Origin of the sequence: Streptomyces sp. NPDC050287 (assembly GCF_044459385.1) — a bacterium.
Lineage (GTDB): Bacteria > Actinomycetota > Actinomycetes > Streptomycetales > Streptomycetaceae > Streptomyces.
The window spans coordinates 191885-214118 of sequence record NZ_JBITIY010000006.1 but is presented as its reverse complement, the minus strand read 5'-3'; the positions used below and the strand labels follow the sequence as shown (position 1 = coordinate 214118).

Below are 22234 nucleotides of genomic sequence, written 5' to 3'. Positions count from 1 at the left end.
GCCCACGGCACCTCTGACGGACACAGGACGGGCTCTGGGGACATCGCACCCCAGGGCCCGTTGTCTTGCCCCCTGGGCGCGGGGCCGTACCGATGCGCGACTCCTCCGCCACTCCCGGCCCCGCTCGAGCGGGGAGACCTCCGTCGTGGCCCCGGCGGATCCAGGGCGGACCCACGGCGGCCCCCGCCCCTGTACCACCGCGCTGAGTGGCCACGGCGGTCCTCGCCCCGGCACCACCGCGGGTGTGCGGCCCCGGCGGACCCGTAGCGGCCCCGCCCCTGTACCACTGCTCTGAGTGGCACGCGGCCCACCTGTCGCAGGCTCTACGCCCCCGGCGAACACCCCCCTTCCCGGGATTCTCCGAAGGGACCCGCGCGTTAGGGTCCATGAATACGAGGGCAGGGGAGTCTCCGAAACGGCTCCAGCCCCGCAGGGAAACGTAAGACGGCCCGGACGCCGTCGTAAGACGAGCAGGTGGATACGTGACGAATCTGATGCCCTCCGCCGCCGGCGACCCCTCCATCGGTGGTGGCCTCGGTGACCAGGTCTACAACCGGCTGCTCGGCGAGCGGATCATCTTCCTCGGCCAGGCGGTCGACGACGACATCGCCAACAAGATCACCGCACAGCTGCTGCTCCTTGCCGCCGATCCGGACAAGGACATCTTCCTGTACATCAACAGCCCCGGCGGCTCGATCACGGCCGGCATGGCGATCTACGACACCATGCAGTACATCAAGAACGACGTGGTGACCATCGCCATGGGCCTCGCCGCCTCGATGGGCCAGTTCCTGCTCAGCGCGGGTACGCCCGGCAAGCGCTTCGCGCTCCCGAACGCCGAGATCCTGATCCACCAGCCCTCCGCGGGCCTGGCCGGTTCGGCCTCCGACATCAAGATCCACGCCGAGCGGCTGCTGCACACCAAGAAGCGCATGGCGGAGCTCACCTCCCAGCACACGGGCCAGACGATCGAGCAGATCACCCGTGACTCGGACCGCGACCGCTGGTTCGACGCCCACGAGGCCAAGGAGTACGGCCTCATCGACGAGGTCATCGCCACGGCCGCCGGTATGCCGGGCGGCGGCGGCACCGGGGCCTGAGCCCCATGCGGGGACCGGAACACCCCCCGCACAGCCCCCAGCCGACCGCCTCAGCCCTTAGGAGACAGACAGTGAACGACTTCCCCGGCAGCGGCCTGTACGACCGCGCACGCGCCGAGAGCACGGTGCCCGTCGCCGAGTCCCGCTACGTGATCCCCCGCTTCGTCGAGCGCACCTCGCAGGGCATCCGCGAGTACGACCCGTACGCGAAGCTCTTCGAGGAGCGCGTGATCTTCCTCGGCGTGCAGATCGACGACGCCTCCGCCAACGACGTCATGGCGCAGCTGCTGTGCCTGGAGTCGATGGACCCCGACCGGGACATCTCGGTCTACATCAACAGCCCCGGCGGTTCCTTCACGGCGCTGACTGCGATCTACGACACCATGCAGTTCGTGAAGCCCGACGTCCAGACGGTCTGCATGGGCCAGGCGGCCTCCGCCGCCGCCATCCTGCTGGCCGCCGGCACGCCCGGCAAGCGCATGGCGCTGCCCAACGCCCGCGTGCTGATCCACCAGCCCTACAGCGAGACGGGCCGGGGCCAGGTCTCCGACCTGGAGATCGCCGCCAACGAGATCCTCCGGATGCGTGCCCAGCTGGAAGACCTGCTGGCCAAGCACTCCACCACGCCGATCGAGAAGATCCGCGAGGACATCGAGCGCGACAAGATCCTCACGGCTGAGGACGCCCTGGCGTACGGTCTGATCGACCAGATCATCTCCACCCGGAAGATGAACAACGCGGCCGTGCGCTGACGCGGGCGGGGATCCCCCGGCCCGAGCACTTTCGAGGGCCGGGGGAGTATCGTCTGCCGCCCCCTGGCACGGTTGACACGCTGCACGTCAAAGTGAACCGCGCCAAGGGGGGCCCGAACGGGGGGCTCGGCAAGGTACCGTCGGACATAAGGCAGCACCAGGAGCCGCTGGACCTAGGCGTCTCCCAGGCGAAGGGGAAGCACACCGTGGCACGCATCGGTGACGGCGGCGATCTGCTCAAGTGCTCGTTCTGCGGCAAGAGCCAGAAGCAGGTCAAGAAGCTCATCGCAGGGCCCGGTGTGTACATCTGCGACGAGTGCATCGATCTCTGCAACGAGATCATCGAGGAAGAACTCGCGGAGACGAGCGAGGTGCGCTGGGAGGAACTCCCGAAGCCCCGCGAGATCTACGAGTTCCTCGAGGGCTACGTGGTCGGCCAGGAGCAGGCCAAGAAGGCCCTCTCGGTCGCGGTGTACAACCACTACAAACGGGTTCAGGCCGGTGAGAACGGCGGCGCCCAAGGGCGCGAGGACGCCATCGAGTTGGCGAAGTCCAACATCCTCCTGCTCGGTCCCACGGGCTCCGGCAAGACCCTCCTCGCGCAGACCCTGGCGCGGATGCTCAACGTCCCGTTCGCCATCGCCGACGCGACGGCGCTGACGGAGGCCGGCTATGTCGGCGAGGACGTCGAGAACATCCTGCTCAAGCTGATCCAGGCGGCCGACTACGACGTCAAGAAGGCCGAGACCGGGATCATCTACATCGACGAGATCGACAAGGTCGCGAGGAAGAGTGAGAACCCTTCCATCACGCGTGACGTGTCCGGCGAGGGCGTCCAGCAGGCCCTGCTGAAGATCCTTGAGGGGACCACGGCCTCGGTCCCGCCGCAGGGCGGCCGCAAGCACCCCCATCAGGAGTTCATCCAGATCGACACGACGAACGTGCTGTTCATCGTGGGCGGCGCCTTCTCGGGCCTGGAGAAGATCATCGAGTCCCGGGCCGGCGCGAAGGGCATCGGCTTCGGTGCGACGATCCGCTCCAAGCGGGAGCTGGAGGCCAAGGACCAGTTCGAGGACGTCATGCCCGAGGACCTGGTCAAGTTCGGCATGATCCCCGAGTTCATCGGCCGCCTCCCCGTCATCACCTCGGTCCACAACCTCGACCGCGAGGCGCTCCTCCAGATCCTGGTCGAGCCGCGCAACGCGCTGGTGAAGCAGTACGAGCGGCTCTTCGAACTCGACGGCGTGGAGCTCGACTTCGAGCGCGAGGCCCTGGAAGCCATCGCCGACCAGGCGATCCTCCGCCAGACCGGCGCCCGCGGCCTGCGCGCCATCATGGAAGAGGTTCTCCAGGGCGTCATGTACGAGGTCCCGTCCCGCAAGGACGTGGCCCGCGTGGTCATCACCGCCGACGTGGTCCTCTCCAACGTCAACCCGACCCTGATCCCGCGGGATTCGCGGGGCCGGGGACCGGGCGAGCAGAAGACGGCGTAGCCGCCGCCGACAGGACGAACAGGAAGGGCCCCGGTCGACTGGCCGGGGCCCTTTCCCATACCGGGAAGCGAAAGAAGCGCGCGAAGGATGACAAAGAAGCGCGCGAAGGATGACAACGCACCGGGATGGCGTCGGGGACCTCACCGTCACAGAACAAACGCGTTTCGGGACTGCCGTGCGACACCCCTAAACTGAGCCCGTGACCGAGAACGCTCAGCAGCAGCCATCAGCGCCCCCCACCGAACTGCCGACCCAGTACGCGCCGGCCGACGTAGAGGGGCCGCTGTACGAGCGCTGGGTGGAGCGGGGTTACTTCGAGGCCGACGCGAAGAGCGACAAGCCTCCGTACACCATCGTCATCCCGCCGCCGAACGTCACCGGCTCGCTCCACCTCGGGCACGCCTTCGAGCACACGCTCATCGACGCCCTCACCCGCCGCAAGCGGATGCAGGGGTACGAGACGCTGTGGCAGCCCGGCATGGACCACGCGGGGATCGCGACCCAGAACGTCGTCGAGCGCGAGCTCGGCAAGGAGGGCAAGTCGCGGCACGACCTCGGCCGGGAGGCCTTCGTCGAACGGGTCTGGCAGTGGAAGGCCGAGTCCGGTGGGCAGATCAGCGGGCAGATGCGCCGCCTCGGCGACGGTGTCGCCTGGTCGCGTGAGCGGTTCACCATGGACGAGGGGCTGTCCCAGGCCGTCCAGACCATCTTCAAGCGGCTCTACGACGAAGAGCTGATCTACCGCGCCGAGCGCATCATCAACTGGTGTCCGCGCTGTCTGACGGCCATCTCGGACATCGAGGTGGAGTACCAGGACGACGACGGCGAGCTCGTCTCCATGAAGTACGGCGAGGGCGACGAGACCATCGTCGTCGCCACGACCCGTGCCGAGACGATGCTCGGTGACACGGCCGTCGCCGTCCACCCCGACGACGAGCGGTACAAGCACCTCGTCGGCAAGCTCATCAAGCTGCCGCTGACCGACCGTTCCATCCCGGTCGTCGCCGACGAGCACGTCGACCCCGAGTTCGGCACGGGCGCCGTCAAGGTCACCCCGGCCCACGACCCGAACGACTTCGAGATCGGCCGACGCCACGACCTGCCCGCCATCACGATCATGGACGAGCACGCCGTCATCACCGCCCACGGCCCCTTCCAGGGCCAGGACCGGCTGGAGGCCCGCTCCGCGATCGTCGCCGCGCTGCGCGCCGAGGGCCGGATCGTCGCCGAGAAGCGGCCGTACGTCCACTCGGTCGGCCACTGCTCGCGCTGCAAGACCACGATCGAACCCCGGCTGTCCCTGCAGTGGTGGGTCAAGGTCGCTCCGCTGGCGAAGGCGGCCGGTGACGCGGTCCGTGACGGCAGGGTCAAGATCCATCCGCAGGAGATGGAGAAGCGGTACTTCGACTGGGTCGACAACCTCCACGACTGGTGCATCTCACGGCAGTTGTGGTGGGGCCACCGGATCCCGGTCTGGTACGGCCCGGACGGTGAGGTCGTCTGCGTCGGCCCCGACGAGCAGCCGCCCGGGACCGAGGCGGAGGGCTGGCGGCAGGACACCGACGTCCTCGACACCTGGTTCTCCTCCGGCCTGTGGCCGTTCTCCACGCTCGGCTGGCCCGAACAGACCGAGTCGCTCGCGAAGTTCTACCCGAACTCCGTCCTGCTCACCGGCTACGACATCCTCTTCTTCTGGGTCGCCCGGATGATGATGTTCGGCCTCTACGCGATGGACGGCACCCCGCCGTTCCACACCATCGCCCTGCACGGCATGGTCCGTGACCAGAACGGCAAGAAGATGTCGAAGTCCTTCGGGAACGTCGTCAACCCGCTGGACTGGATGGACAAGTACGGCAGCGACGCCCTCCGCTTCACCCTCGCCCGCGGCGCCAACCCCGGCACCGACGTCCCGATCGGCGAGGACTGGGTCCAGGGCTCCCGCAACTTCGCCAACAAGATCTGGAACGCGACGCGCTTCGCGCTGATGAACGGCGCGACGGTGGACGGCCCGCTGCCGGAGCCGTCGGCCATGTCGGCCACGGACCGCTGGATCCTCTCCCGCCTCAACTCCGTTGTCGCGGAGGTCGACGCGTTCTACGAGGACTACCAGTTCGCGAAGCTCTCCGACGCGCTGTTCCACTTCGCGTGGGACGAGGTCTTCGACTGGTACGTCGAGCTGTCGAAGACGACGTTCCAGGCGGGCGGCACGGCGGCCGAGGTCAGCAAGCGGGTCCTGGGCGAGGTCCTGGACGTCACGCTGAAGCTGCTGCACCCGGTGGTCCCGTTCGTCACGGAGACGCTGTGGACCACCCTCACCGGCGGCGAGTCGCTCGTCATCGCCGAGTGGCCGGCCGACAGCGGCTTCCGCGACGCCGACGCCGAGCGCGAGATCGTCACCCTCCAGCAGGTCATCACGGAGGTCCGCCGCTTCCGTGCCGACCAGGGCCTGCAGCCGGGCCAGCGCGTCCCGGCCCGCCTGTCGCTGGACGGTACGGCGCTGGCGCCCCACGAGGCCGCCATCCGCCAACTTCTGCGCCTCCAGCCGGAGGGCGACGCCTTCACGGCGACGGCGACCCTGCCCGTCGCCGGCGCCGAGGTGGCCCTCGACCTCTCCGGCACGATCGACGTGGCGGCGGAGCGCAAGCGGCTGGCGAAGGATCTGGCCGCCGCGGAGAAGGAGAAGGCCCAGGCGAACGCGAAGCTCGGCAACGAGGCGTTCCTGGGCAAGGCTCCGGACCACGTGGTCGAGAAGATCCGCACACGGCTCGCCAAGGCGGAGGAGGACATCACGCGGATCGCCGCGCAGCTGGAGCGGTTGCCGGAGGCGTAGGTTTTTCGCTGGAGGCCGACGCCCCCGGACCCCCGCGTCGGCTCTGAACGGACCTCGTCCTCAAAATGCCGGAGGGGCTGAAATCAGCCCCTCCGGCATTTGAGGAGCGGGGGGTCCGGGGGCTGGCCCCCGGGAAGGGGCGGGAAGGGGCGGGAAGGGGCGGCGGGGGCGAAAGCCCCGTGGGCGCACGACAGGGGCGGGCCTCCGTAGACTGGCCCCGTGAGTGACCAGCCCCCGCACGACGACAGCTCCTTCGACGAGATCATCGCGGCCGAGACCGACCGGGATCCCGATCTCGCGGTCATCGAGGCCGGCAGCCGTACCCTGCGCACCCAGGGCGGCCCGCCGCAGGCCGACGTGCCCGCGCGCCCGGCGGACCCGGAGGTCGACAAGGCCCTGCGCGAGGTCGAGGCGGAGCTGGCCACCCGCTGGGGCGAGACCAAGCTGGAGCCCTCCGTCAGCCGGATCGCCGCGCTGATGGACGTGCTGGGCGAGCCGCAGCGGTCGTACCCCTCGATCCACATCACCGGCACCAACGGCAAGACCTCCACCGCCCGCATGATCGAGGCCCTGCTGGGCGCCTTCGAGCTGCGGACCGGCCGGTACACGAGCCCCCACGTCCAGTCGATCACCGAGCGGATCAGCCTGGACGGGGCGCCCGTCTCCGCCGAGCGGTTCATCGAGACGTACCACGACATCAAGCCGTACATCGAGATGGTCGACTCGCAGCAGGAGTTCCGGCTGTCCTTCTTCGAGGTGCTGACGGCGATGGCGTACGCCGCCTTCGCGGACGCGCCCGTCGACGTCGCGGTCGTCGAGGTCGGGATGGGCGGCAGCTGGGACGCCACCAACGTCATCGACGGGGACGTCGCCGTCGTCACCCCCATCGACCTCGACCACACCGACCGGCTCGGGGAGACGACCGCCGCGATCGCCACCGAGAAGGCCGGCATCGTCAAGCAGGACGCGACCGTGATCCTGGCCCAGCAGCCGGTCGACGCGGCCCAGGTGATGCTGAAGAAGGCCGTCGAGGTCGACGCCACCGTCGCCCGCGAGGGGCTGGAGTTCGGGGTCGTCTCCCGGCAGGTCGCCGTCGGCGGGCAGCTGCTCACCCTGCGCGGGGTGGGCGGGGAGTACGACGAGGTGTACCTGCCCCTGCACGGCCCGTACCAGGCCCACAACGCGGCCGTCGCCCTCGCCGCCGTCGAGGCCTTCTTCGGCGTCGGCTCCCAGCGGCCCGAGCCGCTCGACCTCGACACCGTCCGCAAGGCGTTCGCGGCCGTCTCCGCGCCCGGGCGCCTCGAAGTCGTACGGCGGTCCCCGACCGTCGTGCTCGACGCCGCCCACAACCCGGCCGGCGCCCGCGCCACCGCCGAGGCGGTCAGCGAGGCCTTCGACTTCAGCCGGCTGATCGGCGTGGTCGGGGCCAGCGGGGACAAGAACGTGCGGGGGCTCCTCGAGGCCTTCGAGCCGATCTTCGCCGAGGTCGTGGTCACCCAGAACTCCAGCCACCGGGCCATGGACGCCGACGAACTCGCCGGGATCGCCGTCGAGGTGTTCGGCGAGGAGCGCGTCCAGGTGGAGCCGCGGCTGCCGGACGCCCTGGAGGCCGCGATCACGCTGGCCGAGGAGGAGGGCGAGTTCGCGGGCGGCGGCGTGCTGATCACCGGTTCCGTCATCACCGTCGGCGAGGCCCGACTGCTCCTGGGGAGGGGCTGACAACCGTGCGTACGCTCTGCGCTTCGACCCTGATCGGCGAGTTCTTCGTCATCGGATTCGCCGCTCTGGTCGCCATGAAGGACCCCGGCCTGTCCACGGCGACGGTGTGGACGGTCAGCGGCATCGTCATGTTCCTGTGCCTGGTGCTGTGCGGCATGGTGACCCGCCCCGGCGGCGTCGTGCTCGGCTGGGCCCTGCAGATCGCCCTGATCGCCTCCGGCGTCGTCGTCCCGACGATGTTCTTCCTCGGCGCGGTCTTCGCGGCCCTGTGGTGGGCGTCCGTGCACTACGGCCGGAAGATCGACGAGGCGAAGGCCCGCTTCGCGGCGCAGGCCGCCGAGAACAGCCCGTCCGGCGTGTGAGGCCGCTCCGGGGCCTGCGAGGCTCCGGAGCCCGCGCGGCCGTCGAGGACGAGGCCGCGCAACCTGACACTGCGTAACAGAGGCCCGGACACGCCCGGTAACCTCATCACCCCGCACACACTTGTGTTTAAGGAGCTCACGTGAGCCAGCGCACCCTCGTCCTGCTCAAGCCCGACGCAGTCGCTCGTGGCCTGACCGGCGAGATCATCAGCCGTATCGAGCGCAAGGCCGGCTGGCAGATCACCGCGCTGGAGCTGCGCACCCTGGACCAGGAGACCCTGGAGCAGCACTACGGCGAGCACAAGGGCAAGCCGTTCTACGAGCCGCTGGTGGAGTTCATGTCCTCCGGTCCGGTCGTGGCGCTGATCGTCGAGGGTGAGCGGGTCATCGAGGGTGTCCGCGCGCTCGCCGGTCCGACCGACCCGATCGCCGCGGCACCGGGCTCCATCCGCGGCGACTACGGTGTGATCGTCCGCGAGAACCTGATCCACGCCTCCGACTCCGAGGAGTCCGCCGAACGTGAGGTGAAGATCTTCTTCCCCGGCCGCGCGTAACGCTCCGAGCGGCCGAAAAGGGAGTCTGGGGGCAAAGCCCTCGGACTCCTTGGCATATGCGTGACCGATCGGGGGAACGGGTGTCCCCGAACGCCCGTCTCCAGAAGCGGACCCGCACATCATCTGCTGACAATGGCGGAGACCCTCACGCGGTGTTCGCGAAGGCGCGTCTACGATGGAAGCCTTCACGTCACCGCACCCACCTCGCCGACCTGAAAAGCCCTCAGAAGCAGCTCGGAAGGCCAGAAGAATCCTGATGGGGAACTCAATGTCGTTCATCGGCCGTGACATGGCTGTCGACCTCGGGACCGCCAACACGCTGGTGTACGTCAGGGGTCGCGGGATCGTACTCAACGAGCCGTCCGTCGTCGCGATCAACACCAACACCGGTGGCATCCTCGCGGTCGGCGCCGAAGCGAAGAAGATGATCGGGCGCACGCCCGGCAACATCGTTGCCGTACGTCCGCTGAAGGACGGCGTGATCGCCGACTTCGAGATCACCGAGCGGATGCTCCGCTACTTCATCCTGAAGATCCACAAGCGGCGGTATCTGGCTCGTCCGCGGGTCGTCGTCTGTGTGCCCTCGGGCATCACGGGCGTCGAGCGCCGCGCCGTCATCGAGGCGTCGTCCCAGGCCGGCGCCCGTCAGGTGCACATCATCGAGGAGCCCATGGCCGCGGCCATCGGCTCCGGCCTGCCGGTCCACGAGGCCACGGGCAACATGGTGGTGGACATCGGCGGCGGCACCACGGAGGTCGCGGTCATCTCGCTCGGCGGCATCGTCACCGCTCAGTCCATCCGCGTCGCGGGCGACGAGTTGGACAACGCGATCATCCAGCACATCAAGAAGGAGTACTCCCTTCTGCTGGGTGAGCGGACGGCCGAACAGATCAAGATCACGATCGGTTCGGCGTACGACCTCGACGCTGACGAGCACACCGAAATCCGTGGCCGGGACCTCGTCTCCGGGCTGCCCAAGACCGTCGTCATCTCGGCCGCCGAAGTCCGCAAGGCGATCGAGGAACCGGTCAACGCCATCGTGGACGCCGTCAAGACGACCCTGGACAAGTGCCCGCCGGAGCTGTCCGGCGACATCATGGACCGGGGAATCGTTCTGACCGGCGGCGGAGCGCTGCTGCGCGGCCTCGACGAGCGGCTGCGGCGCGAGACCGGTATGCCGATCCACATCGCCGAGGACCCGCTGGACAGCGTGGCGCTCGGCTCCGGCAAGTGCGTCGAGGAGTTCGAGGCGCTCCAGCAGGTCCTGGACGCCCAGCCGCGCAGATGACGTGACGCTTCGATCCCGCCGTACGAGATGATCTGCTCTCGTACGGCGGATCGTTGATCTGGCGGCATAGGCTCCCCCACATGCCTCCGCGGAACTGAAAATCCGCCCACCTGAACACGTCACCACCCGAACGCATCAACACCCGCACACGTCAACACCTGAACACTGAACCTCTGCACATTCCTATCGAGGAAGGCACGGCCGCCGCACGTGAGGGACACACGAGAGAGCCGGCTCCTCCTGGTGCTGCTGGTCGCCGTCGCGTTCGCGCTGATCACGGTGGACATCCGCGGCGGGGAGGACTCACCGGTCGACGGTGCCCGCCAGGCCGCGGCCACCGTGTTCGGTCCGATCGAGAACGGCGTGTCGACCGCGGTCGACCCGGTCGGCAACGCCGTGTCGGCCATCCGTGACTCCGGCGAACGCCACGACCGGCTCGCCGTGTTGGAAAAGGAGAACGCGGCCCTCAAGGCGAAGCTCGGCAGCGACGACCGCAACCGCTCCCGCCTGACCCAGCTCGACAAGATGCTGAAGATCGCCGGAGCGGGCCAGTACGGCATCAAGGGCGCCCAGGTCATCGCCATAGGAGCGGCCCAGGGCTTCTCCTGGACCATCACCATCGACGTCGGCGCCCATGACGGCATCCAGCGCGACATGACCGTCCTCAACGGGGACGGCCTGGTCGGACGCGTGACCACCGTCGGTCCCGACACAGCCACGGTCCTGCTCGCCAACGACCCCGACTTCACCGTCGGCACCCGCATGGAGGCCGGCGACGAACTCGGCTTCGCCTCCGGGCAGGGCGACCGTCCGCTGCGCGTCGAACTCCTCAACGGCAAGGCCGACGTCAAGAAGGGCGACCGCCTGGTCACCTTCGGCTCGCAGGCCGACAAACCCTTCGTGCCCGGCGTCCCGGTCGGCGTGGTCTCCCGCGTCGACCCCTCCGGCGGCGACCTCACCCGCACCCTGTACGTCACGCCGTACGTCAGCTTCACCAAGCTCGACGTCGTCGGCGTGGTCGTCCAAGCCCCGAAGAAGGACCCACGCGACACGGTGCTCCCCGCCAAACCCAAGCCGACCCCCACGCCGACCGTGACGGTGACCGTCACCCCGTCCGCGAACGCGGCGGTCGACGGCGAGATCCAGTCAGAGCAGTAGGAGCTGTAGCCCATGCGTGTCAACCGGATCCTGCTCTCGTCCGCCCTGGTCGTCGTCGCCCTGGTGCTCCAGGTGAGCATCCTCGCCCGCCTCCATCTCCCCGGCGCCGTCCCCGACCTGCTGCTGCTCACCGTCCTCGGCCTCGCCCTGGTCTACGGCCATGTCGGCGGCGCCCTCGTCGGCTTCGGCGCCGGTCTGCTCGCCGACCTCGCGCCGCCCGCCGACCACGCGGCCGGCCGCTACGCCCTCGTGCTGTGCGTGATCGGCTACCTCGCCGGCCTCGTCAAGCCGGAGACCGGCCGCCTGAAGTCCGCCACCGGCCCGTTGGCCGTGGTCGTGGCCGCCGCCATCGGCTCCACCCTGCTGTACGCCGGGGTCGGCGCCCTCGTCGGCGACACCGCCGCCCGCCATGTCGGCCTGCCCAGCCTGCTGTTCACGGCCGCCCTGTACGACGTGCTGCTCGCCCCGTTCGTCGTGCCCGGGATCATGGCCCTGGCCCGGCGCGCCGACAACGACCCGCTCGCCGAGACCGGCTCCGCCGCCCAGTCCACCGACATCTCCTCGGGCTGGCTCGCCTCGGGCACCGGCCTCAGGATCGGCGGTCAGCGCGGCGCGCTCGGCTCCCTGAAGACCAAGACCCGGACCCGCACCGCGCGGGCCGGCCGCATCAAGGGGGTCAAGCGGCTGTGAGGGCGGGAGCCCGCGCGCTGAGCGCGCCACTGGACACTTCACCCGAACGGGGACGCTCCGGCGGAACGCGCCCTCACAGGCTCGTCGTTCATCATTCGTACGCGGATCATTCGTACGCGGATCATTCGTACGCGGATCACTCGTACGCGCATGGCTCGTACGCGCATGGCTCGTACGCGCATGGCTCGTACGTACACACGTCCGTTCACACACGTCCGCACACTGAGAGGGGGAGGCAGCCGCAGTGACCAACATCCCCGAGACCGGCCGGACCCCACGGGTCCAGATCCGGCTCGTCGTCATCCAGATCCTCGTCCTCTCCCTGCTCGGCACCCTCGGCGGGCGCCTGTGGTACCTCCAGATCCGAGAGGGCGACGAGTACGCCAAGGAGGCCTCCGGCAACCACGTCCAGCAGGTCGTCGACCCCGCCGTGCGCGGGTCGATCCTGGACGCGCGCGGAGTGCCCCTCGCCGACAACGAGACCCGGCTGGTCGTCTCCGCCTCCCGCACCGACCTGTTGAAGATGAAGGACGACGGCAAGGCCGTCCTCGCCAAGTTGGCCGGCGTCCTCGGCATGACGCCCAAGGAGGTCATGGAGAAGGTCCGGCTGTGTGACGCCAAGACGCCGCAGCCCTGTTGGAACGGCTCGCCCTACCAGCCGATCCCCATCACCGACGAGGCCACCGCCCGGCAGGCCCTGCAGATCCGCGAGCGGGCCGAGGACTTCCCCGGCATCACCGCCGAGCCGCAGGCCGTACGCCGCTACTCGGGCCCCGGCAAGGCCAACACCGCCCAGGTCCTCGGCTACCTCTCCCCGGTCACCGACGAGGAGATCACCAAGGCCCAGGACACCGACTCGCCCTACCTGCGCTCCGACCAGGTCGGCCGCTCCGGCCTGGAACGCCAGTACGACAAGGAGTTGCGCGGCAAGGCGGGCGTCACCCGGTACGAGGTCGACAACCTGGGCCGGGTCATCGGCCAGGCCGAGGCCGACGCCGCCCAGCCCGGCTCCAACCTGGTCACCAGCATCGACGCCCGCGTCCAGCGGGTCGCCGAGTACGAGCTCGACCAGGCGATGAAGACCGCCCGCAAGCAGTTCGACAAGATCACCGGCGAGAACTACAAGGCCGACTCGGGCGCCGTCATCGTGATGGAGGCCAAGACCGGCCGGATCGTGTCGATGGCATCCGCCCCGAAGTACGACCCGAACGTCTGGGTCGGCGGCATCTCCGCCAAGGACTACAGGAAGCTCACCGGCAAGGACTCCAACTACCCCCTGCTCAACCGGGCCATACAGGGTCAGTCCGCGCCCGGTTCGACCTTCAAGGTGGTCTCCACGGCCGCCGCGGTCGAAGCCGGCTACGAGTGGGACGGCGGCTACCCCTGCACCAGCTCGTACTCGGTGGGCGGCCAGGTCTTCAAGAACTTCGAGGGGGAGAACTTCGGCCCGATCTCACTCGGCCGTGCCCTGGAGGTCTCCTGCGACACCGTCTTCTACGGCCTCGCCGACCGCGAGTGGAAGAAGGACGGCGGCATCAACCCGAAGAAGGGCGAGCCCAAGGACTACTTCTACAAGGCCGCCCACCAGTTCGGCCTCGGCAAGGAGACCGGCGTCGACCTGCCCAACGAGGTCACCGGCCGCGTCCCGGACCGCCAGTGGAAGGCGGACTACTGGAAGGCCAACAAGGACTCCTGGTGCAAGACCGGTAAGAAAGACGGCAGTTACGTCGAGAAGATCGCCTACGAGAATTGCCTCGAAGGCAACAAGATGCGCGAGGGCGACTCGATCAACTACTCCATCGGCCAGGGCGACACCCTCGTCACGCCGATCCAGGAGGCCATGATCTACGGGGCGCTCGCCAACGGCGGCACCGAGTACGTCCCGACCATCGGCAAGGCGATCGTCAGCGCCGACGGCAAGACGGTCAAGGAGATCAAGCCGCGGGTCAGGGCCAAGCTCCCGATCACCCAGGCCACGCACGAGGGCATGGACAAGGCCCTGGCGGGCGTCGTCACCAGCGGTACCGCCGCCTGGAAGTTCCAGGGCTGGCCGCAGGACAAGATCGAACTGCACGCCAAGACCGGTACCGCGGAGGTCTACGGCAAGCAGACCACGTCCTGGCTGGCCACGTACTCCAAGGACTACACGATCGTCATGACGATCTCCCAGGCCGGTACGGGCTCCGGTGCCTCCGGTGAGGCAGTGCGCAACATCTACAGCGCCCTGTACGGCGTCCAGGCCGACGGCTCCATCAACCACAAGAAGGCGCTGCTGCCCACCCCGCAGAAGAGCCTGCCGAAGATCAAGGCGGACGGCTCGATCACCTCCCCGAAGATCGCCAAGGACCCGGTCAAGGAACTGCGGTCCGCCAAGAAGGCAGTGACCGACCCGGGCGGGCAGCAGGTGCCGGGCACGGCCCCGACGGCCACCACGGGCAACCAGAACACGCGCCGGCGACGGCGCGGCAGGGCAAGCCGGAGGAAGCTCACATGACGGGCGCGAACAGCTTCTCCGTCTCCGGGTACGGGCCGCAGCGCGCGGGCTGGACCCGGGTGTTCGCCCGCGACTCGCTCGCCCGGCGACTGGACTGGCCGATACTGCTGGCGGCGCTCGCGCTCTCGGCGATCGGCTCGGTCCTCGTCTTCTCGGCGACCCGCAACCGCACCGAGATCAACCAGGGCGACCCGTACTACTTCCTGCTCCGGCACTTCCTGAACACCGGCATCGGCTTCGCCCTGATGATCGGCACCGTCTGGCTCGGCCACCGTGGCCTGCGCACGGCCGTGCCACTCCTGTACGGCGCCTCGGTGTTCCTGATCCTGATGGTGCTGACCCCGCTCGGCACCACGGTCAACGGCGCCCACTCGTGGATCGTGCTGGGCGGCGGCTTCTCGCTCCAGCCCTCCGAGTTCGTGAAGATCACGATCATCCTGGGCATGGCGATGCTGCTGGCGGCCCGGGTGGACGCGGGCGACAAGCTCTACCCCGACCACCGGACCGTCCTCCAGGCGCTCGGCCTGGCCGCCGTACCCATGCTCATCGTGATGCTGATGCCCGACCTCGGGTCGGTCATGGTCATGGTGATCATCGTGCTCGGTGTGCTGCTCGCCTCCGGCGCCTCCAACCGCTGGGTGTTCGGACTGCTCGGGGCGGGCGCGGCAGGGGCGATCGCCATGTGGCAGCTGCACGTCCTGGACGAATACCAGATCGCCCGGTTCGCCGCCTTCGCCAACCCCAGCCTCGACCCCGCGGGCGTCGGCTACAACACCAACCAGGCCCGCATCGCCATCGGTTCGGGCGGCCTGACGGGCGCGGGCCTCTTCCACGGCTCACAGACCACCGGCCAGTTCGTGCCCGAGCAGCAGACGGACTTCGTGTTCACCGTCGCGGGCGAGGAACTGGGCTTCGTCGGCGCGGGCCTGATCATCGTGCTGCTGGGTGTCGTGCTGTGGCGTGCCTGCCGCATCGCCCGCGAGACGACCGAGCTGTACGGCACGATCGTCGCCGCCGGGATCGTGGCCTGGTTCGCCTTCCAGTCGTTCGAGAACATCGGGATGACCCTCGGGATCATGCCGGTCACCGGACTGCCGCTGCCCTTCGTGTCGTACGGAGGATCGTCGATGTTCTCCGTCTGGGTGGCGGTGGGGCTGCTGCAGTCGATCCGGGTGCAGCGCCCGATGTCCGCGTAGGAACGCGTGCCCCTGCCCTGACAGCCCGCCGCGGACTAGATTCAGGTCATGGTGGACATACAGCGGGAGATCGAGCGGAAGTACGAGTCCGACGACAGCGGGCTCCCCGACCTGACCGGCGTCGCCGGGGTGGAGGCCGTGATCGACAAGGGTGTCGCGCAACTGGACGCCACCTACTACGACACCGCCGACCAACGTCTCGCCGCGTCCTCCATCACCCTGCGCCGCCGCACGGGTGGCTCGGACGCGGGCTGGCATCTGAAGTTCCCCGTGGCCCCGGGCGTACGGGACGAGATGCGGGCACCGCTGTCCGACACCCTCCCCGACGACCTCGCCGGACTGGTCCGCTCCCGCGTCCGGAAGGCGGAACTGGTCCCCGTGGTCCGGCTGCGCTCGGCCCGGGACGTGCGCGACCTCCTCGACGTGGCGGGACGGCTGCTCGCCGAGGTCAGCGTGGACGCCGTGCGGGCCGAGCGGCTGACCGGGGGCGAGGGCGAGGCCCAGTGGACCGAGATCGAGGTGGAACTCGCCGACGGGACCGACCCGGTCTTCCTCGACCAGGTCGAGAAACGGCTGCGCAAGGCGGGGGTACGGCCCTCCGCGTCCGCTTCGAAGCTGGCACGGGCGCTGTCGGAGACCGATCCCGAGGCCCGTAAGGCCGGCAGAGCCCGCAAGGCCCATAAGGCCCGCACGGGTGCCGGGAAGAAGTCGGCCGGGAAGAGCGCGCCGGCGTCCCAGGAACCACCTGTGACCGCGGGCGACCACGTCCTCGCGTACCTCCGCGCCCAGCGGGACGCGATCGTCGAGCTCGACCCGGCCGTACGCCAGGACGTCGAGGACTCCGTGCACAGCATGCGCGTCGCCACCCGCCGGATGCGCGGAACCTTCAAGTCGTACGCGAAGGTGCTCGACCGTGCCGTCACCGACCCGGTCGGCGAGGAGCTGAGGTGGCTGGCCGGTGAGCTGGGCGTGGACCGGGACCGCGAGGTACTGACCGAACGTCTGACGGCGGCCCTCGCGGAGGTGCCCGACCCGCTGGTCTCCGGTCCCGTCGGCGCTCGGCTGGCCAGGTGGGCGAGCGACAGCCGCGGCGGCTCGCGCGGCCACCTGATCGGCGTCCTGGACTCCGCGCGCTACCTCACCCTGCTGGACACCCTGGACGCGCTGATCGCCCACCCGCCGCTGCGGGAGGCGGCCGGGAAGAAACCCGGCAAGGTGATCGCCGGCGCCGTGCGCAGGGACTTCGGGAAGGTCGCCGGGCTCGTCGGGGAGGCGCTGGAGCTGTCGCCCGGCCCCGAACGGGACATCGCCGTGCACGAGGCCCGCAAGAGGACCAAGCGCACCCGCTATGCGGCCGAGGCCGCCACCCTGGCCCTCGGCGCCCCGGCCAGGGACCTGGCCAAGGCGATGAAGTCCCTGCAGAGCCTGCTCGGCGACCATCAGGACAGCGTGATGGCCCGGCAGACCCTGCGCGAGCTGTCCGCGGTCGCGCACGCGGCGGGGGAGAGCGCGTTCACGTACGGACTGCTGTACGGGCGCGAGGAGCGGCGTGCGGCCGCCGTGGAGGCGGAACTGCCCGGCTTCTGGACGGGTATCAAGGACGGGGCGGCGGCCCTCTGACCCCTCTGGGCGCTCCGGACACGGACGGGACCCGGCCCGTCGGGCCGTTCGGCCGTACGGAGGGCCCTCGCGATCGCGTTACGCTGAATGGTCAACCCTGTCAGTCCTGTCCCGCTCACGAAGGTTCGCGAGATGCCTGCCGAAGTCGCTGCGTCGGTGTTCCCGCAGCTCGAAGCCCTGCTCCCGCATGTGCAGAAGCCGATCCAGTACGTCGGCGGAGAGCTCAACTCCACCGTCAAGCCGTGGGAGTCGTGCGACGTCCGCTGGGCGCTCATGTACCCGGACGCGTACGAAGTCGGTCTGCCCAACCAGGGCGTCATGATCCTCTACGAGGTCCTGAACGAGCAGGAGGGCGTCCTCGCCGAGCGCACGTACAGCGTGTGGCCGGACCTGGAGGCGCTGATGCGGGAGCACCACGTCCCGCAGTTCACGGTGGACAGCCACCGCCCGGTGAAGGCCTTCGACGTGTTCGGCCTGTCCTTCTCCACGGAGCTGGGCTACACGAACATGCTCACCGCGCTGGACCTGGCGGGCATCCCGCTGGAGTCCAAGGACCGTACGCTCGACGACCCGATCGTCCTGGCCGGCGGCCACGCCGCCTTCAACCCCGAACCGATCGCCGACTTCATCGACGCGGCGGTCATCGGTGACGGCGAACAGGCCGTGCTGGACATGACCCGCATCATCCGGGAGTGGAAGGCGCAGGGCTGCCCCGGCGGCCGCGAGGAGGTCCTCTTCCGCCTCGCGAAGACGGGCTCGGTGTACATCCCGGCGTTCTACGACGTGGAGTACCTGCCCGACGGCCGTATCGCGCGCGTGGTCCCCAACAAGTCGGGCGTCCCGTGGCGTGTCTCCAAGCACACGGTCATGGACCTGGACGAGTGGCCGTACCCCAAGCAGCCGCTCGTCCCGCTCGCCGAGACGGTCCACGAGCGCATGTCGGTCGAGATCTTCCGCGGCTGCACCCGAGGCTGCCGCTTCTGCCAGGCCGGCATGATCACGCGCCCGGTCCGGGAACGCTCCATCACCGGCATCGGCGACATGGTGGAGAAGGGCCTGAAGGCGACGGGCTTCGAGGAGGTCGGCCTGCTGTCCCTCTCCTCCGCGGACCACAGCGAGATCGGCGACATCGCCAAGGGCCTCGCAGACCGCTACGAGGACGACAAGATCGGCCTGTCCCTCCCCTCCACCCGCGTGGACGCCTTCAACGTCGACCTGGCCAACGAACTGACCCGCAACGGCCGCCGCTCCGGCCTGACGTTCGCGCCCGAGGGCGGCTCCGAGCGCATGCGCAAGGTCATCAACAAGATGGTCTCGGAAGAGGACCTGATCCGGACGGTCGCGACGGCCTACGGCAACGGCTGGCGCCAGGTGAAGCTGTACTTCATGTGCGGCCTGCCGACGGAGACAGACGAGGACGTCCTGCAGATCGCCGACATGGCGATGAACGTCATCCAGAAGGGCCGTGAGGTCTCCGGCCAGAACGACATCCGCTGCACGGTGTCGATCGGCGGCTTCGTCCCCAAGCCCCACACCCCCTTCCAGTGGGCACCCCAGCTGAGCGCCGAGGAGACGGACACCCGCCTGCAGAAGCTCCGCGACAAGATCCGCGGCGACAAGAAGTACGGCCGCTCCATCGGCTTCCGCTACCACGACGGCAAGCCCGGCATCGTCGAGGGCCTGCTGTCCCGGGGCGACCGCCGCATCGGCGCCGTCATCCGCGCCGTCTACGAGGACGGCGGCCGCTTCGACGGCTGGCGCGAGCACTTCTCCTACGACCGCTGGATGCGGTGCGCCGACAAGGCGCTGGCCCCCTTCGGCGTCGACGTCGACTGGTACACCACCCGCGAGCGCACCTACGAGGAGGTCCTCCCCTGGGACCACCTCGACTCGGGCCTCGACAAGGACTGGCTCTGGGAGGACTGGCAGGACGCCCTCGACGAGACGGAGGTCGAGGACTGCCGGTGGACGCCTTGCTTCGACTGCGGGGTGTGCCCGCAGCTGGACACGCACATCCAGATCGGCCCGACCGGGAAGAAGCTGCTGCCTCTGACGGTCAAGAACGCAGGTCCGGCGCCCGCCGCGAGTGGTCACGCGCACTGAGGTGAACGGGGCGCTCGGTCGGTGGTCGAAGTGCTGGCGGGGATGAGCGACGACGAGGTGACGACTGTGCTCGCAGCCGTCGTCGCTTCGCGCCATCGCCCGCCAGCGTCGTCAGACACACTTCCCGGACGCCCTTGCCGAGTCCTGGAGGCAGCCCGCGGGTCGTCTCCGAGGAGGCGGGAACGCTCGCCCGCTTTGTAACAAGTCATGCCCGCCATCGAGACCCTGCCCGAGCCCCAGCCCAGTAGCTCGGCGGCTCGCGTGGTGAGGGAGAGGTGGCCGTACGGACGGCTCAGATCACGATCACGACTCATCGTGGAGAAGTGCGACGTACTCCGGCAGATGCGCGGTGACGGGGCCCTCTGCCTGGGGAGAGGAGCGCCAGCCCAAGGTCTTGAGTAGGGGTCACCCGTCACCGTGAACTGCTATTAGATCTTTGAGTATTGCTCCGCTGCCACGAGTTGTCTTCCGGAGGAGCTCGGATCAACCTCGTGCCCGCGCCTGCAATCTGGGAGCATGGCCGAGGCAGTGCATCTGCCGTTTCCGGGAGGGGCGAAGCGGTGGCGGTGCGGAAGATCTCGCGACAAGAGTTGATCCGGCAACGGCGCCGGGACGGGTTCGTAGGACGGCAGGGCGAGCTCGCGGCCCTCACAGACACCCTCAGGCGGCCTCCTGAAGCATCCGCAGAGTTCCTCTTCCACGTTCATGGCCCCGCCGGTGTCGGGAAGTCCACTCTGCTACGTCGTATGGAAAGCGAAGCCCGGGAGCGTCATGCGGTCACGGGGTACGTGGATGAGTCCGTAGCCGATGTGGTGGAGGCCATGGAGGCTCTCAGTACGCAGTGCGCCCAGCAAGGGGTGGCTCTTAAGAACTTCGACAAGGCCTTGGCGGTGTACCGGCAACATCGCCACGAGCTCGATGCTGCTTCTGCCCTCGCACCAGGGACCCAGCCGACAGCTGGAGAATCAGACGCGGGGTCGGGGCCAACCGCGTCGGCGCCATCGCCAGGCAGCTTGATCGCCGCACAGGTGGGGCTGGTCGGCCTCGGAATGCTACCGGGGGTCGGGGCCTTCACCGGCGCGGTCGACCCTCACCAAGTGGCCGCCGGAGCAGACCGAATGAAGGCGATGCTCAGCACCCGGTTCCGCAGCCACGAAGATCTTCAACTGGTCATGTCTCCGCTAAAGGTCCTCACCCCGGTGTTTCTCCAGGAGCTGGCCGAGGTAGCACAGCGCCGCCCATGGGTGGTGCTGTTCTTGGACACCTATGAGCGCACGGGTCCGCTCCTGGACATATGGCTGCGCGACATCCTGACTTCCGAGAGGTACGGAGAACTCCCAGCGAACGTGTTGGTCGTGATCGCCGGACAAAACCAACTCGACACCCGTACCTGGGCCGACTGTTTGGACCTGGTCACGGATCTCCCATTGGAGGTGTTCACCGAAGCTGAGGCACGCAAGTTCCTGACGTCCAAAGGCATCACCGATGAACGCACAGTGGAAGTGATCTTGCGACTGTCGGGGCGGCTGCCTGTGCTCCTGTCCACGCTCGCCGAAACCCGGCCCGCTAGCGCCGAGGACGTCGGAGACCCGAGCGGCACCGCCGTGGAGCGGTTCTTGAAGTGGGAGACTGATCCGGCCCGCCGTGCCGCGGCACTGGCTTGCGCCCTACCCCAAGAATTAGACGAAGACATCTACCGGATATCCGTGGGGGAAGATGCCGCGGACCAGTTCGACTGGCTGCGCTCCCTTCCATTCGTCACCGACCGCGCAGGTCGCTGTCACTACCACGGCGTCGTGCGTGACACGATGCTACGCCTCCAGCGCCAGCAATCCCCAGCGCGCTGGAAGGACCAGCACACCCGGCTCGCCGATGCATTCCGAAACCAACGAGCTCAGTTAGAGGAGGGTGTCCCGCCGGAGAAAGGCTGGTGGGAAAGCCATGACTGGCGAAGCCTCCGCCTGCAGGAGACCTACCACCGCCTCTGCGCCGATCCCCACACGGCCCTCTCCCGGACAGTGCGCGAACTTCTCGACGCATACGACCACGGCACTGCCACCCTGCGTCGGTGGGCGCAAACGCTCCTTCAGGTCGGCCAGGACACCGACACGGGAGAGATACTTGACTGGGGGCGACAACTCCTTGTGGCACTGGATCTGGACGACGACCAGAGACCTGAGAGCTCAGCCCTGTCTCTTCTGACCGCACGAGGGCACCTCAGCTCTGACGGAAGGGCCTTCGCGCATCTCCTCCGCGGCCGGGATCACCGCAATGCCGGCCAGTATGAAAATGCTCTACTCCAATATGATAAATCCATTGCCTTGAACTCGCAGAGCTCTCGCGCTTATTATGGCCGCGGCCTCACCTACCGGTTGAAGGGTCTATATGAAAAGGCTCTTTCGGACTTCAATCGCGCCACCGACCTTGACCCTCAAGACGGTATGCACTTCGCGGAACGCGGTATCACTTACTTGCTCATGGGCCGGTATGAGGAGGCTGTTGCCGACTTCAACCGTGCCGTCGAACTCGACTCCCGCAACGAATGGAACTTCGCCTGGCGTGGTTTCACCTACCGGTTCATGGGTCGGTATGAGGAGGCTGTTGCCGACCTTGGCCGCGCTATCGAACTGAAACCGGACTATGAATGGGCTATCGCGCATCGTGGCGTCACTTATCGGTACGCGGGTCGGTATGAGGAGGCTCTTGCCGACCTCAATCGTGCCGTCGAACTCGACCCTCAACGCGATTGGAAATTCGCCGAGCGTGGCGTCGTGTACCGGTTCATGGACCGGTATGAGGAGGCTGTTGCCGACTTCAACCGTGCCGTCGAACTCGACCCTCGGGACGAACGGAACTTCGCCGAGCGTGGCGTCGT

15 protein-coding genes are annotated in these 22234 nt (G+C 68.4%); all 15 read left to right on the top strand.

All coding sequences use genetic code 11. The features are described 5' to 3' along the window. The first annotated feature begins 494 nt into the window (after positions 1-494). The gene (locus ACIBK3_RS22910) at positions 495-1100 is read left to right on the top strand and encodes an ATP-dependent Clp protease proteolytic subunit (RefSeq protein ID WP_030928601.1); all 606 of its coding nucleotides are present in this window, start codon (positions 495-497) and stop codon (positions 1098-1100) included. Positions 1101-1171: 71 nt separating this feature from the next. Continuing rightward, on the top strand, positions 1172-1852 hold the full coding sequence (locus ACIBK3_RS22905) for an ATP-dependent Clp protease proteolytic subunit (RefSeq protein WP_030675317.1): 681 nt from the start codon (positions 1172-1174) through the stop codon (positions 1850-1852). 206 nt (positions 1853-2058) lie between these two features. Continuing rightward, complete coding sequence (gene clpX / locus ACIBK3_RS22900) at positions 2059-3345, top strand: ATP-dependent Clp protease ATP-binding subunit ClpX (RefSeq protein WP_399368145.1); 1287 nt, start codon at positions 2059-2061, stop codon at positions 3343-3345. 199 nt (positions 3346-3544) lie between these two features. Beyond that, complete coding sequence (locus ACIBK3_RS22895; RefSeq protein ID WP_399368143.1) at positions 3545-6175, top strand: valine--tRNA ligase; 2631 nt, start codon at positions 3545-3547, stop codon at positions 6173-6175. 219 nt (positions 6176-6394) lie between these two features. After that, positions 6395-7894 (top strand): bifunctional folylpolyglutamate synthase/dihydrofolate synthase, encoded by a 1500-nt coding sequence (locus ACIBK3_RS22890; protein WP_399368140.1) that lies wholly within the window; start codon positions 6395-6397, stop codon positions 7892-7894. A 5-nt stretch (positions 7895-7899) separates the two neighbouring features. Further along, complete coding sequence (locus ACIBK3_RS22885; RefSeq protein ID WP_399368138.1) at positions 7900-8256, top strand: DUF4233 domain-containing protein; 357 nt, start codon at positions 7900-7902, stop codon at positions 8254-8256. 140 nt (positions 8257-8396) lie between these two features. Next, positions 8397-8810 carry a nucleoside-diphosphate kinase gene (gene ndk, locus ACIBK3_RS22880; protein ID WP_030675333.1) on the top strand — a complete coding sequence of 138 codons (414 nt, stop codon included), beginning with the start codon at positions 8397-8399 and terminating at the stop codon, positions 8808-8810. Between the two features lie 268 nt (positions 8811-9078). Continuing rightward, positions 9079-10098, top strand: coding sequence for a rod shape-determining protein (locus ACIBK3_RS22875; RefSeq protein ID WP_004931372.1), 1020 nt, complete (start codon positions 9079-9081; stop codon positions 10096-10098). A gap of 210 nt (positions 10099-10308) precedes the next feature. Continuing rightward, a complete protein-coding gene (gene mreC, locus ACIBK3_RS22870) occupies positions 10309-11256 on the top strand; it encodes a rod shape-determining protein MreC (protein WP_399368137.1) in 948 nt (315 codons plus the stop codon). Positions 11257-11268: 12 nt separating this feature from the next. Continuing rightward, positions 11269-11946: a rod shape-determining protein MreD gene (gene mreD, locus ACIBK3_RS22865; RefSeq protein WP_399368135.1), complete on the top strand. Its 678-nt coding sequence runs from the start codon at positions 11269-11271 to the stop codon at positions 11944-11946. A gap of 244 nt (positions 11947-12190) precedes the next feature. Next, positions 12191-14440 (top strand): penicillin-binding protein 2, encoded by a 2250-nt coding sequence (gene mrdA, locus ACIBK3_RS22860; RefSeq protein ID WP_399368133.1) that lies wholly within the window; start codon positions 12191-12193, stop codon positions 14438-14440. Further along, positions 14437-15636 carry a rod shape-determining protein RodA gene (gene rodA / locus ACIBK3_RS22855; protein ID WP_399368131.1) on the top strand — a complete coding sequence of 400 codons (1200 nt, stop codon included), beginning with the start codon at positions 14437-14439 and terminating at the stop codon, positions 15634-15636. Before mrdA ends, rodA begins: the two co-directional genes overlap by 4 nt. A 48-nt stretch (positions 15637-15684) precedes the next feature. Then, positions 15685-17256 carry a CHAD domain-containing protein gene (locus ACIBK3_RS22850; RefSeq protein WP_399368129.1) on the top strand — a complete coding sequence of 524 codons (1572 nt, stop codon included), beginning with the start codon at positions 15685-15687 and terminating at the stop codon, positions 17254-17256. Positions 17257-17388: 132 nt separating this feature from the next. Further along, positions 17389-19359 (top strand): TIGR03960 family B12-binding radical SAM protein, encoded by a 1971-nt coding sequence (locus ACIBK3_RS22845; RefSeq protein WP_399368127.1) that lies wholly within the window; start codon positions 17389-17391, stop codon positions 19357-19359. A 491-nt stretch (positions 19360-19850) separates the two neighbouring features. Further along, on the top strand, positions 19851-22234 hold a 2384-nt coding region (locus ACIBK3_RS22840), incomplete at its 3' end, for a tetratricopeptide repeat protein (RefSeq protein WP_399368126.1).

What these genes read in the sequence shown, in the direction of transcription:
- rodA (WP_399368131.1), top strand. Translation starts at nt 14,437, where the DNA reads ATGACGGGCGCGAACAGCTTCTCCGTCTCCGGGTACGGGCCGCAGCGC.
- ACIBK3_RS22850 (WP_399368129.1), top strand. Translation starts at nt 15,685, where the DNA reads ATGGTGGACATACAGCGGGAGATCGAGCGGAAGTACGAGTCCGACGAC.
- ACIBK3_RS22875 (WP_004931372.1), top strand. Translation starts at nt 9,079, where the DNA reads ATGTCGTTCATCGGCCGTGACATGGCTGTCGACCTCGGGACCGCCAAC.
- ACIBK3_RS22845 (WP_399368127.1), top strand. Translation starts at nt 17,389, where the DNA reads ATGCCTGCCGAAGTCGCTGCGTCGGTGTTCCCGCAGCTCGAAGCCCTG.
- ACIBK3_RS22910 (WP_030928601.1), top strand. Translation starts at nt 495, where the DNA reads ATGCCCTCCGCCGCCGGCGACCCCTCCATCGGTGGTGGCCTCGGTGAC.
- mreD (WP_399368135.1), top strand. Translation starts at nt 11,269, where the DNA reads ATGCGTGTCAACCGGATCCTGCTCTCGTCCGCCCTGGTCGTCGTCGCC.